The organism is Schaalia sp. ORNL0103, assembly GCF_019429565.1.
GTDB lineage: Bacteria > Actinomycetota > Actinomycetes > Actinomycetales > Actinomycetaceae > Pauljensenia.
Genome location: NZ_JAHXSA010000001.1, coordinates 1,468,413 through 1,481,285 on the forward strand (window position 1 = coordinate 1,468,413; position 12,873 = coordinate 1,481,285).

General features: G+C 68.3%; 11 protein-coding genes. 6 read left to right on the top strand and 5 right to left on the bottom strand.

Features of this window, described 5'->3' with window-relative positions; all coding sequences use genetic code 11:
• Positions 1 to 49: 49 nt before the first annotated feature.
• Positions 50 to 1,324: an AGE family epimerase/isomerase gene (locus tag JJJ16_RS06405; RefSeq protein ID WP_219751808.1), complete on the bottom strand. Its 1,275-nt coding sequence runs from the start codon at positions 1,322 to 1,324 to the stop codon at positions 50 to 52.
• Between the two features lie 117 nt (positions 1,325 to 1,441).
• Positions 1,442 to 2,362, bottom strand: a complete 921-nt coding sequence (locus JJJ16_RS06410) for a MerR family transcriptional regulator (RefSeq protein WP_034466360.1) — start codon at positions 2,360 to 2,362, stop codon at positions 1,442 to 1,444.
• A 292-nt stretch (positions 2,363 to 2,654) separates the two neighbouring features.
• Between JJJ16_RS06410 and JJJ16_RS06415 the strand changes: the two genes are divergently transcribed.
• Together JJJ16_RS06415 and JJJ16_RS06420 are read left to right on the top strand one after the other, a co-directional pair.
• Positions 2,655 to 2,951, top strand: a complete 297-nt coding sequence (locus JJJ16_RS06415) for a WhiB family transcriptional regulator (protein WP_003790481.1) — start codon at positions 2,655 to 2,657, stop codon at positions 2,949 to 2,951.
• A gap of 90 nt (positions 2,952 to 3,041) precedes the next feature.
• Positions 3,042 to 3,854 carry a DsbA family protein gene (locus tag JJJ16_RS06420; protein ID WP_219751809.1) on the top strand — a complete coding sequence of 271 codons (813 nt, stop codon included), beginning with the start codon at positions 3,042 to 3,044 and terminating at the stop codon, positions 3,852 to 3,854.
• A gap of 109 nt (positions 3,855 to 3,963) precedes the next feature.
• On the opposite strand, the gene groES is transcribed toward JJJ16_RS06420, so the two are convergent.
• Positions 3,964 to 4,260: a co-chaperone GroES gene (gene groES, locus JJJ16_RS06425; RefSeq protein ID WP_003790486.1), complete on the bottom strand. Its 297-nt coding sequence runs from the start codon at positions 4,258 to 4,260 to the stop codon at positions 3,964 to 3,966.
• A gap of 232 nt (positions 4,261 to 4,492) precedes the next feature.
• Between groES and JJJ16_RS06430 the strand changes: the two genes are divergently transcribed.
• The 4 genes from JJJ16_RS06430 to JJJ16_RS06445 all read left to right on the top strand — a co-directional run bounded on the left by JJJ16_RS06430 (position 4,493) and on the right by JJJ16_RS06445 (position 11,349).
• On the top strand, positions 4,493 to 5,734 hold the full coding sequence (locus JJJ16_RS06430; RefSeq protein ID WP_219751810.1) for a THUMP-like domain-containing protein: 1,242 nt from the start codon (positions 4,493 to 4,495) through the stop codon (positions 5,732 to 5,734).
• A gap of 65 nt (positions 5,735 to 5,799) precedes the next feature.
• Positions 5,800 to 6,969, top strand: coding sequence for a glutamate--cysteine ligase (locus JJJ16_RS06435; protein ID WP_009053857.1), 1,170 nt, complete (start codon positions 5,800 to 5,802; stop codon positions 6,967 to 6,969).
• A gap of 145 nt (positions 6,970 to 7,114) precedes the next feature.
• Entirely contained in the window at positions 7,115 to 9,778 is a 2,664-nt protein-coding gene (locus tag JJJ16_RS06440) for a bifunctional lysylphosphatidylglycerol flippase/synthetase MprF (RefSeq protein ID WP_219751811.1), read from the top strand.
• A complete protein-coding gene (locus JJJ16_RS06445; protein WP_219751812.1) occupies positions 9,775 to 11,349 on the top strand; it encodes an alpha/beta hydrolase in 1,575 nt (524 codons plus the stop codon). Before JJJ16_RS06440 ends, JJJ16_RS06445 begins: the two co-directional genes overlap by 4 nt.
• Positions 11,350 to 11,364: 15 nt before the next feature.
• Here the strand turns inward: JJJ16_RS06445 and tsaD are convergent, their stop codons facing one another.
• Both tsaD and JJJ16_RS06455 read right to left on the bottom strand, forming a co-directional pair.
• Complete coding sequence (gene tsaD / locus JJJ16_RS06450; RefSeq protein WP_219751813.1) at positions 11,365 to 12,420, bottom strand: tRNA (adenosine(37)-N6)-threonylcarbamoyltransferase complex transferase subunit TsaD; 1,056 nt, start codon at positions 12,418 to 12,420, stop codon at positions 11,365 to 11,367.
• An 81-nt stretch (positions 12,421 to 12,501) separates the two neighbouring features.
• Complete coding sequence (locus tag JJJ16_RS06455) at positions 12,502 to 12,738, bottom strand: hypothetical protein (protein WP_219751814.1); 237 nt, start codon at positions 12,736 to 12,738, stop codon at positions 12,502 to 12,504.
• Positions 12,739 to 12,873: the final 135 nt, after the last annotated feature.

Genomic DNA, 12,873 nt, shown 5'->3' on the forward strand with positions numbered 1-12,873 from the left:
GCCCCGAAGCCGGGCATCGGGGGACGAGGCCGGGGTCCCTCAAGGGCCGTCAGGAGGACGCGCTCTGGCTGGCCTGGGAGGCGTAGCGGGCTGCGGTCGCGCCGGTGACTGTGAGATGGATCGGGGCGGTGCCTCGTGCCAGCATGCGGGCGGCGGTGAGGGCGTCGGGGCGTCCCTCCCACACGAGCATGGAGACGGAGCCGTCAGGGGCGACCTCGTGGATCCAGCGGCCCATGCCGGCGCGCGCATGGGAGTCGGCCCAGGCGATGGCGCGGGCGTAATCGACGGCGAGGTCCTCGGCGCGCGAGGGGTCCACGACCTCGGCGAGGACGCGGGCGGCGCTGGCGGCCTCGCACACGACCCAGTGCATGCGTTGGGGGGCGGCGACGACACCGGCGGGGTCGAGGGTGTAGACGATGCCGCCCACGCCCTCGTCCGTCCAACCGTCGGCGAGGGCGCGGTCGTAGAGCGCGGTCGCAGTGTCGATCATCCAGGGGCCGGGTTTTTCACCCATGTGGGTGAGAATCGCGTAGGTCTGCCCGATGAGGCGGGCGGCCTTGAAGCCGAGGCCGGGGAGCGTATCTCCGGGTCGGATGAGCTCGACGGGAGCCTGATCGGAGGAGGCGGGCAGGGGGCGCCATTCCTCGTCGTAGAGGTCGGGCAGGGCGAAGGCGCAGCGCGCGGCGATCTCTCCGACGAGACGCAGGATCGAGCGGGCACGGTCGAACCAGACGCGCTCCCCCGTCGCTTCCCAGGCGGCCAGGTAGGCCTGCGCGGTATCAAGGTTGGTGGAGAGGCGACGCAGGGGCGACCGACGGCCCGTCGCGGCATCAATCTCTTCGCGCACGGCTCCGGCGCACGGGTCCCACCAGCGCTGATCCTGGTCCGCGTCGAGGTCGGCGAGCAGGTCACGTGCCTCCTCGTGCCCGGCCATGGCGGCAGCGGCAGCCGCACCGATCATCGCGGACTGTGCGCGCTGGGACAAAACCGCACGGGGAACGGGAGTGGCGCTGTTCTCTGACGTGGGCACGACCTCGGCGTACCAGGAGCCGTTCGGCGCACGCAGGGGGCCTGCGAGGGCGGCCAGGCCGTGGTTGACGAGGTGCGCGGCACCCTCAATGCCTCGCATCTGCGCGAGAGCAAAGACGTGGGTCATGCGCGCGCTGATGCGCGCGTCGAGGGGACGCCCGAGGTCGACCTGACCGTCGGCGCGCAGGAAGGCGAAACCGACCCGCGCCTTCGACCGGGAAGCGAAGGCGACGAGCGCGTCAAAATCAGCGTCAAAAGCGCGGCGCAGATCTTCGTTGTTCCAGGGGGCGTTCATGACTGTTCTCCTGCCGGTACGTGCCTTCACGGTATCACCTGTCCAGGCACCGCGGGCGGAGGTGGGGGCCGCGTGCGCGCAGTTGAGGGCGCAATTGCGCGCGAGCCGTCGAAGGCGTCAGGAGCGGCCGACGAGCTCCAGGTCGGCCTGGGGCGCGAGGAGGGCGAGGGCCTCCTCGACGCAGGCGCTGATGGTGCGCACTCGCTGCACCTGGGGAGAGAGGATCTCGGGGGCGTCGGTGCCCACCATGATCGTGGGAACCCCGTAGCGGGCGACGAGGGCTTCGACGGTCTGCGCGCACTCGTGACCGCATCCGAGGACGACGGTGAGGGCGGGCACGCCGGCGCGCACGTACTCGCGGAAGCGTTCGGTGGTGCTGACGCCGCCGTAGTTTTCGCTGGAGAGCATGCGCACGTCGCAGCCGTACCAGGCCAGGGCAACGCCGATGACCTGGGCGGCGGTCTCGTGGAGCGAGTCGGAGATGAGTGCGACGCGGTCCCCTCCGACGAGGGAGCGGGCGGGGCGGGACTGATAGACGGAGCGGCACACGCGCTGGAAGGCGTTGACCAGCATGAGGGCGGGCGCGCTGCCGATGGGCTCACCGCCCGGAGCGGAGCGCAGGGATTTGAGGGTCGGTTCGACGAATCGCGACCACGTATGGACGAGGCCGTGGCTAGTGACGGCCGCCTCGATCACTTCTTCGAGGCGTTGGTAGTCGTCGGAGAGGGCGACGGAGCGCAGCTGGGCGGCGTTCGCCGGGCCTCGACGGGGCAGGAGCGTGCTTTCTGCGAGGGCCCGCTTGGCGGCCTCGGCGGCGGACATACCGGCGCGCACGTGGTGGATCATGGCGCGCAGACGGTCAACGTCCTCGGGCTGGTAGCGACGTCGTTCACCGGCTTCGCGCTGCGCGGGGCCGAGGCCGTAGCGTCGTTCCCAGGTGCGCAGGGTGGAGGGGGATACTCCCAGCTCATCGGACACCGAGGACATGGTGCGGGAGCGGTCGGCGTGCGCCGACTGCGCCAGTATGGCTCGTGGCATATCCGCTTCCTCCGGTCCTTGTCCGTGCCCTGCTCTGATTCTTGCGTGTTCGCAGCGCACACGCCACAGGAAGGGACATGACCCCCACACCCAAGTTGTTCAAAAAGTTATTCACAATCTGTTCACTCTGCACACCATACGTTTCTCCACGTTTTCACAGTACGGGCACGCTCGATCTGAGAACTGGCTCATAATTCGAGAAAGATCCTTGAATAACTACCGCACAAGTGTCTATTCTTGCCGACATCGTGTGCCGAAAATGTCGGCACGACAGACATGAAGGAGGCACCCAATGACTGACGTCTCCCGTCTGCCCGGACCCATGATCGACGCGTGGGAATGGCAGTACGAAGCGGCGTGCCGAGACCTGGACACCGAGCTGTTCTTCCACCCCGAGGGTGAGCGCGGCTCCACGCGCCGACGCCGTGCAGCAAACGCTAAGGCGATCTGCGCGACCTGCCCGGTTATCGAGCAGTGCCGGTCTTACGCTCTGGCCGCTCAGGAGCCTTACGGCATCTGGGGTGGAATGACTGAAGAAGAACGACGCGAAGAGATCCGCTCCTCTGGACGCGGTCGCCGCGTCTCCTAACGCGCATCCATTTTTCCGGTGCGGCATCGCCACCGCGATGCCGCACCTTTTTACTGCCCGCCACAACGCCCATCCTCTCCGGGAGCTCGCATGACCAGCAACGACACCAAGGCCTCGCAGAAAAAGGCCGAGGACACCTCCACCAACCTGTACAAGACCCTGTTCTTCGTCACCGCACCGATCACCGCGATCCTCGCGGGCGCGTGCGTGTGGATGGGTGTTCAGCTCTCCTCCACCTCTCCGGCGAGCCAGGCAACCCCGGCGGCCACGCCGACCGCAGCCGAACAAATGCCGCAGAACACGGAGACGGCAGCCCCCAGCCAGACGAATCCGAAGAACCTGGAGATCATGGAGTCTTTCATGCGCCACCAGGCTGACGACCCGCAGGCGAAGGGCGACGTGAACGCTCCCGTGACGATGGTTCTTTTCTCTGACTTTGCGTGCCCCTACTGCACGAAGTACGCCCAGGACGTCGACCCCGCGCTGGCCGACCTCATCGAGGATGGCACCCTGCGCGTGGAGTGGTACGACCTGGCCCAGATCACCGAGACCTCTCCCCTGGCAGCCCAGGCGGGCATCGCTGCGGGCGAGCAGGGTAAGTTCTGGGAGTTCCACGACGTGGTGTACGCGGCGGCCGACCCGACCGGTCACCCCCAGTACTCCGAGCAGGCACTCGTTGACTTTGCGGCCAAGGCGGGTGTGCCCGACCTGGACAAGTTCCGCGAGACGATGCTCTCCGACCACACCGCTACCACGGTCAAGGCGGCCAAGGAGCGGGCTCACCAGTCCGGCATCACCGGCACGCCCGCCATGTTCATCAACAAGGCGTTCGTCAGCGGCTACCGCGACGCCGCCTACATCCGCAACACCATCCTCGACCAGGCAGCGCAGTCCGCGTCCTGACGCGAGAACCCGCGCCGCAAGGATGCTCGGCGCGGGAGAGATGAACAAAAGGGGCGGCCCGGAAGGATTCCTTCCGGGCCGCCCCTGTAGCGTTCAGTGTGCGAAGCGCTCAGCGCTCCACAACCGCCAGCACGTCACGCGAGGACAGGATCTGGAACTCCTGGCCGTCGTACTTGACCTCGGTGCCGCCGTAGCGCGAGTAGATGACAACGTCGCCGACCTTGACGTCGACGGGGATACGGTTACCGTTGTCGTCCACGCGGCCGGGGCCCACGGCGATAACTTCGCCTTCCTGCGGCTTCTCCTTGGCGGTGTCCGGAATGACCAGGCCGGAGGCGGTGGTCTGTTCGGCCTCAACCTGGCGGATGACGATGCGGTCCTCGAGGGGCTTGATGGAGATCGACATTGTCGCTCCCTTTCTTCTTTGTCACGAAGGTGCTCGTCCTTTCCCTGCCGTCGCGGGGGTCAGGTGCAGGACCGGTCGCGGCTGTTCCCGCGCTTCCTCCACGAGTGTAGGCGCGGTCCTGGCACTCGGGCAAGCTGAGTGCCAGGCGCGTTCACCCTGGGCGAGACGCCGCCCCCGCCCCAACCGCAGGCCCCGCACGGCCTCGCCCCTGAAGAGATGGGACAATGAGCGGGTGAGCGCCCTGACCCCCATTCTGTCCTCCCCCGGCTGGGAGCTGCTGGAGTCCCTGCAAGCGAAGCAGGCCACCACCCCCATCCCGCTGCCCGAGCTCGGATCCGCCCTGCGCGCCTCCGGCCTCGACGCGGACCTCGTGGTTGCAGTCCTCACCCAGCTGGCCCTGCGCCAGGCTGCGCGCTCAAAATTTGGTCCGTTTGCCTCCCACATGGTGTTCACCCGCGACGGCCTTGAGCAGGCGACGCGCCTCGTCGTGGCAGCCCGCCACGCTCAGCGATTCAGGGATTGCGGCGCGACGCGCGTTGCGGATCTTGGCTGTGGCATCGGGTCGGATGCCATGGCGATCGCCGGCCTGGGCATGAACGTGCTGGCTGTTGACATCGACCCCGACACCGCCGGGGCCGTGGCCGCGAACCTGCGAGCCTTCGAAGGGGCCGAGGTGCGCCTGGGGGACGTCACCGACCTCGACATGGACGAGCTGGCCGCCGAGGGCGTCGACGCGATCTTCGCCGACCCGGCCCGCCGCACGGGCGCCTCGCGCGGGTCGGCACGCATCACAGACCCGGAGCAGTGGTCCCCTCCCCTCTCGCTCGCCCTCGGCTGGGCCTCCACGATCGAACGAGTCGGCATCAAGGTGGCGCCGGGCATCGCGTACGAACACATCCCCTCCTCCTGGCACGCGCAGTGGGTGAGCGTGGGCGGCGACCTCGTCGAGGCCTCGCTCTGGTCCCCCGCACTGTCCCCCGAGGGCCGTGGGCGCTCCTGCCTCCTCTTGGACGAGGCCGGGGCCGCCCATTCGCTCTCCACACCCGAGGGGTATGCACCCAACGCCCCCGCAGCCCGCGTGGAGGTCGCGCCCCTGGGCACGATGGTCGCCGAGCCCGACAGCGCGGTCATACGCTCGGGCCTCCTGGCGCGCCTCGCGGACGAGGTCGGCGCGGGCATCGTGTCCGACAAGATCGCCTACCTGACCGGGGACGACCTGCCCGATTCCCCCTTCTACGACCGCTTCGAGGTCCTCGCAGTGACCAACCTGCGGGCAAAGGCGATTTCCGCCGAGCTGCGCACGCGCGGCGCGGGCAGCGTCGAAATCAAGAAGCGCGGCGCCGACATCAACCCCGACGACCTGCGTAAATCATTGAAACTGGGCGGAGGCGACGAGCAGCTGACCGTCATCGCGACGCGCGTGGACGGGCGCCACCGCGCGATCATCTGCCGACGGTTGGCTAAAAACCTGTAAGAAAGCTCTCCGCCGACACCGCTCGCTGCCCTGCCACAATGGAGGAAGCAAGCGAAAGGATTGACATGTCTTTGCCCTTCGGTTCCTCCCAGCGTTCCACGATCGGTGTCGAGTGGGAGCTCCAGCTCGTCGACCGCGACTCCCACGACCTGCGTCAGAGCGCGGACGCGATCATCGACCGCGCGACGACTGACGGCAAGCTCTACCCGGGCGTCCACCGCGAGATGCTGCTCAACACGATCGAGGTCGTCTCCAAGCCGCGTTCAACCGTCGCCGAGTGCATGGCCGACCTGATGGACTGCGTCGACTACCTGACCCCCCTGGCCTCGGACCTGCGCATCGACCTGGCCACCGCCGGCACACACCCCTTCGCACGCCCGGGCCGCCAGCGCGTCACCGACTCGGAGCGCTACGCGCAGCTGGTGGAGCGCACCGCCTACTGGGGACACCAGATGCTCCTGTACGGCGTCCACGTGCACGTCGGCGTCGAGGATCGCGCGAAGATCCTCCCGATCCAGGCTGCCCTCACCGCCCACCTGGGACACCTGCAGGCCATCTCCGCGTCGTCCCCCTTCTGGGCGGGCGAGGACACTGGCTACGCGTCCAACCGCGCGATGGTGTTCCAGCAGCTGCCCACCGCCGGCATCCCGCGTCAGTTCGCAACGTGGGAGGATCTCGAGGCCTACACGGACGACATGATCCGCACGGGCGTCATCGAGGGCTTCGACGAGGTCCGCTGGGACATCCGCCCCTCGCCGGCCTTCGGCACGATCGAGAACCGCGTGTACGACGCTGCGACGAACGCGACCGAGGTCGCCACCTTCGCGGCCTTCACCCACGTCCTCGTCGAGCACTTCTCGCGCCTGTACGACGCGGGCGAGCCCCTTCCCTCCCTGCCGGATTGGTTCGTCGCCGAAAACAAGTGGCGCTCGGCGCGCTACGGCATGGACGCGACGCTGATCGTGTCGCGTGACGGCGCCACCGAGAGCGCGCGCGACGGCATCGCGCGACTGAAGGAAGAGCTGGCCCCCGTGGCTGCCGACCTGAACTGCGCGCGCGAGTTCGCAGGCCTGGAGACGATCCTGACGATCGGCGCCTCCTACGAGCGCCAGCGGGCCGTCGCGGCAGCCGCGCGACCCGGCCAGGGCCTCGACGCGGTCGTGGACCTCATGCGCGCGGAGATGAGCGCGGGGCGCCCCTTGGCTCTCGCCGAATTCGCGACCCTGAACGTCTGACTCCGTCACAGCAGTGCCCCGCGTCTTCACCGGCGCGGGGTACTGTCGTCACCACCACACACTCACAGACAGCATTCAGGTGGCTCTCAGGACACCGCCGTATCCTTGTTGTGGTTCGAAACTGACGCTGAGAGGACACTCGCCCGTGATGCAGGAAGCAACACAGACACCGGAACCCGAGGGCGCGCCATCCGCGTTGATCAAGATCGCTTCCCCCGTCGGCGCAACCCTGCAGACTGTGTGGCTGTTGCTTTCCTCGCTGGCCCGCCTCACCGTCCGCTGGCTGTCACGCTGCCCGGCCACCGCCGTCCTTACGGTCGCCCTGACGATCGTGTCGGCGACCTACTGGGTGTGGCGCGATCAATTCACGGCCCTCGAGGCCGACCCGTCCAGCCCCCATTGGTGGTCGGTTCTCTCCTCCGTCGGCGCGGTGCCCGGTAACTTCATCGCCACCGCCGTGCTCGGCATCGTCACGATGATCATTGCGGGCGGTGCTGCGGAGCGACACCTGGGCACACGCGCATGGGTGGCCGCAGCTGCTGCTGGCCAGGTCGTCGGCGTCGCTGCCACGTGGCTGACGCTCCCCCTGCTCACCAGGGTGTTCTCCACGTGGGGGCAGACGATCGATGCGGGGAGCCTGTGGGGCACGAGCCTTATCCTCGTCGCCATCGTGGGCGCCGCAGCGCAGTCGCTGGCCTCTCACTGGCGCTGGCGCGCTCGTTTCCTGCTCATCGGGATCCTCATCCTGTCGGCCGCGATCCTGGGATCCGCGATCTCGTATGCGCGCGTGTGGGCACTCCTCGCGGGCATGGTCGCCGCGCGCCTGGCTGGTGTTCGCGGGGCACGCGGCGATTCCGGAAACGACATCACGATCGGACGTCAGCTCGCCTCCGTCGCCGCCCTGTGCTGGGCCTGCGCTGCAGCGCTGACCGTTGTTTCTTCGGCCCCCGAGGGACCGCTCGCTCAGATGCGCTGGTCACTGGGCCCCGCGTGGTGGCTCGAGGGGCGCACTGGTGTCATCACGACGCTCCTGTGCCTGGCCCCCATCACGCTCCAGCTGATCTTCGCCTACGGGTTGCGCAAGGGCAGGCGCGCCGCCTACTTCGGCACCCTCATCCTCCAGCTGGTCCTCGGCCTGTCGACGGTCGCGGCGACGGGTGTTGCTCTCACCCAGGGCACCGACGAGAACGGGATGGCCAGGCCCGAGCTCGTCACCACGGCCTCGCTCCTCCTCGTTCCGGTGATCCTCAACGCCGCCCTGTGCGTCATCACGTGGTGGGTGCGCCGCTCCTTCACGATTCACGCGGAGCCCTCCACGACCTCGACCCTGGTGCGGCGCTGGCTGCTCCTCATGGTCGGCTGCGCGGGCGCGGTCCTCGTCCTTGGGTTCCTCACGAGCGACTCCTTCGTCCCCCTCGAGGCCCTCAACTCCGGCGAGGACCTGACCGTCACCGACTATGCGAGCCCCCTACAGATCCTCCACGACTACACCCTCGCGTTGCTCCCCACGGCGACGGCTTCGATCTTCGAACCGTCCCTGGTTCCGATGACTCTCTTTGCCGAGGCGCCCGTCCTGTGGGTGCCCCTCGTCGCCTGGGGCGGCACCCTCGCCATCATCCTGAGCGCGCTGCTCGCTCGGCCTCGTATCCCGCTGTCCTCGCCGCTCGAAAGCCTCACGCCGCTCCTGCGCGCACACGGAGCAAGCACCCTCGGATGGATGCAGACCTGGGAGGGCAACCAGGTGTGGGTGTCTCCTTCCGGCGAGGCTGGGGTCGCCTACCGCGGATCGGGCGGCGTCGCGCTGACGGTCACCGACCTGGCGTACGAGCCGGGCAAGGCCTCCGAGGCGATCGCGCTGTTCTCAGCCTTCGCGTCCGACTCGGGCCTGACCCCCGCGCTTTACTCGGTCCACGAGGAACTCGCGCAGGCCGCGCGGGAGGAGGGCTGGACGATCATGCAGGTCGCCGAGGAGTCGCTGCTGGACCTGCCCGGCCTCGCTTTCAAGGGCAAGGCCTACCAGGACGTGCGCACCGCCATGAACCACGCGTCCCGCGAGGGGGTTGAGGCCGTGTGGACTACCTGGGAGGAGTGCCCGGCGGGCTGGCGCGATCAGATCACCGTCATCTCCGATTCCTGGAGCGCCGACAAGGCCCTGCCCGAGATGAGCTTTACGCTCGGCAGTGTTCGAGAGCTTGCAGTCCCTGAGACGCGCATCCTAGTCGCCATCGATGAGGAGTCGACGATCCACGCCGTGACCTCGTGGTTGCCGATCTACCGCGACGGAACAGTCGTCGGCCTGACCTTGGACGTCATGCGTCGGCGTACGACCGGGTGGCGTCCCGCGATCGAGTTCCTCATCGGCAAGGCCGCCCTGGCGGCGCAGGAAGAGGGGCTAGAGATCCTGTCACTGTCGGGCGCTCCCCTGTCTCGCTCGGCCGATGACACCTCGGCCTTTGGCCCCCTCACCGACGCGCTGGCCGCCATCATGGAGCCGCTCTACGGCTTCACCTCGCTGCACGCGTTCAAGCGCAAGTTCAAGCCCCGCACGCAGTCCCTGTACCTGGCGGTGCCGGATCCGTCATCCCTCGCAACAGTCGGGCTGGCCATCTCGCACGCGTACGTGCCCCACGTATCCCCCGCGCAGACCCTCACGCTCGTCGCCTCGGTCGCCGGGGGCCTCGCCAAGCTCGCCGCGAAGGGCGTCGGCGACCTGCGCTCGACGCGAGCGGCTTCCCGGGAGAGCGGCCCCGACGCGGATGCGCTCGCTGCCACAGCCTCATCCGATGGCGGCGGAAAGGAGCGCCGATGAGCGCCCTGGGAAGCATCCCCCTCACCTCGCTCAAGACCCTCGTGGTGGTCGCCGTCCTGGCGATCCTCTCTCTGCTGGCAGGGGCGTCTCTGCTCGCGCGTTCGGCTCCCCCGCGCTGCCCGGGACGCACGAGGCGGTGGCTGGGACGCGCGGTCATCCTCCTCGTGCCCACGATCCTTATCGCGTCCGCGGGTGCGCTCGTCTTCAATCGCTCGCTAGGCCTCGTGGAAACCAGCGGGGGTCTAGCGAAACTCGCCCTGTCGACCGCCGTTGGAACAACCGCGCAATCTGGCGGCGAGGCCGACGTCAACGCGCAGTCCGCTGCTACTTCCGAACTCGACGCGACCTTCACGAAGACCGAGGACGGCATGCTCCAGACCACCTGGACCGGCCCGTCAAGCGGGATCACACAGCCCGTCTTCGTTATCACCCCGCGCGACTACTCCCCCACCGACGGCAAGACCTACGCGGTCATCGAGCTGCTCCACGGCTACCCTGGCGGCCCCGACGGCACCATGCAGGGCGCGCAGGTACAGGAAGCCCTGAACAACGCCATCGACGCGGGGATCATCCCGCCGACGATCATCGTCGGCCCCTCCCTCAACGTCGACGAGGAGGCCCACGACTGTGCCGATATCGAGGGGCGCCCCGCCGTCTACACGTGGGTGTCCCACGACGTCCCCGAGATGATCCGACACAACTTCCCCAATACGACGTCCAATCGCGACGCCTGGATGATCGGCGGATTCTCCGCCGGCGCCTACTGCGCGATCTGGACGGCCCTGCGCACGCCCGAGACCTACGGCGCCGCCGCCTCTCTGTCCGGCTATGACACGCAGATCGAGGGACAGATGACCAACCAGGGCGACCAGTACCTGGCCGACAACACGCTGTCGATCATGCTCGCGAATCGCACCCCCGACGGGATGCGCATCTACGCGATGGCCGCCGGCGACGACGCGGTAGGCGGCGCGTACACGGCGCTCAAGATGGCGTCAGCCGTCAAGGAACCCGACAGCGTCACCACGGACGTTCCTCCGACGGGCGGGCACGCGGGCCCGCTGTGGCGCGACCACATTCCGACGATGCTGGCGTGGTGGGGGTCCTCCGACCGGGTCTCCCGGGCCGTCGGCTCCGCTTCGACGGCGGCGACCGCACAGTCCTCCGAGGCCAGCGCGTCCATCGTCCCCGTGACGACCGTGACGCACGAGGTCCGACCGACCGCCCCGAACGGGTACCTGACGCTGGGCCTCCTGATCGCCGGCACGCTCGTCTCACTCGTGGTCGCGTGGACTATCGCGCCGCGCTGGCAGCTGCGCCGTCACGAGGGCGACACCGACGACCATGCCGATCATCAACACCGGGCGCGTCACCGCGCGCAGCGCTCGGGCCTGTTCTCCTCTGTGCCGCGCCCCGCGCTCCGGGCACTCGGCTACCTGGCACGGCTGACGTCGCTCGGAGCGGCCACGGTAGCCGCCGCGCTCCTCATCGGCATCGCCGCCAACATGGTGGGCGGCTTCTACACCTCGTGGAGCTCAATCGCGCAGAGCTTCATGGACGGCCTGCGCTAGGCCCGCGGGCCGCTCTCAGGCGCGCGGCGCCAGGTACGTCGTCGTCAGCTCCATGCCCGAATCCGGGGAGAAGTCCCAATCCGACGGCGGCAGACCCGCCGCGACCAGCTCGGAGCCAATCGCCGCGATCTGCGCGCCGTTATCCGTACAGAAGCGCAGAGGGGGCATGCGAACCTGAACGCCGGCCGCCTCGGCCCGCTCCGTCAGCAGAGCTCGCAGTCGGGAGTTCGCGGAGAAACCACCGCCCACGACAATCGTGTCGCAGCCGGTGTCCAGCGCGGCGCGCACGGCCTTCGCGGTCAGGGAATCGTTGACGGCCTCGGAGAAAGCCGCGCACACCTTTTCCTTGCTAACGACCTCGCCGCGCGCGGTCGCGCCCTCGATGTATCGGGCGACGGCGGTCTTCAGACCCGAGAAGGAGAAGTCGTACTTATGGCGCTCCTTGTCCTTGCCGGCAGCCAGGCCGCGCGGGAAACGGATCGCCTCGCGGTCCCCCTGCTGGGACAGGCGGTCCACGTGCGGGCCGCCCGGGTACGGCAGATCGAGGAGGCGCCCGACCTTGTCGAAGGCCTCGCCCGCAGCGTCGTCCAGGGTTCCGCCCAGCTCGACGACGTCCGTCGCGATATTGCGGATCTCGAGGATGTTGGAGTGGCCACCGGAGACGACGAGTCCGATGAAGTGCTCGGGCAGCGGCCCCTCAGCGAGCTTATCGACGGCCAGGTGGCCGATGACGTGGTTGACGCCGTACAGGGGCTTGCCCAGCGACGAGGCCAGCGCCTTCGCCGCGCAGATACCGACGGTCAGCGAACCGACGAGACCCGGTCCGGCCGCTACCGCGATCGCGTCCACATCCGCCAGGGTCACTCCTGCCTCGTCGAGCGCAGCATCCAGCGTGGGCAGGAAGGACTCGAGGTGCGCGCGCGACGCGATCTCGGGGATGATGCCGCCGTAGCGGGCGTACTCATCCATTGACGTGGCCGTGCGGTCGACCAGCAGCTGCGTACCGCGCACGAGGCCGACGCCGGTCTCGTCACACGTTGACTCAATTCCAAGGACCAGGGGTTCACTCACGCCCCCAGTTTAATCCGCGCATGCGGGCACCGCCGCACGCACGAAGCGAGCGGGTCCGGCGCGTGCGGAGTCAGCGTCGATCTAATCGTGAGAACGGGCGTTCGCGATGAACATCGAGACGCCCGCAACCGCGAAGACCAGCAGGCTCCAGGGGAACAGCGAGTCGGCGATCGGCTTGATCTGGGGTGAGCCAAAGAGCATGCCCAGGAGCAAGAGGATCGACAGAATCGCGAAGGCGATCATCGCCGTGATGCCGACGGTCGCGCTGACCCAGTAGCGGCGCGTATGCGTGTTCGGGCCGGTTTCATCAAATTGCATGGCGTGCTCCTCTCTGAGCCGATGATGTCTCCATGATACGCCGACTACCGCGGCGTCATAAGCATTTTGCGTGCGGCTATGGCAGCGGTCGAGCCTCGTCATCACACTGCGTCAAGTCACTGTGCCGCCGCTTCT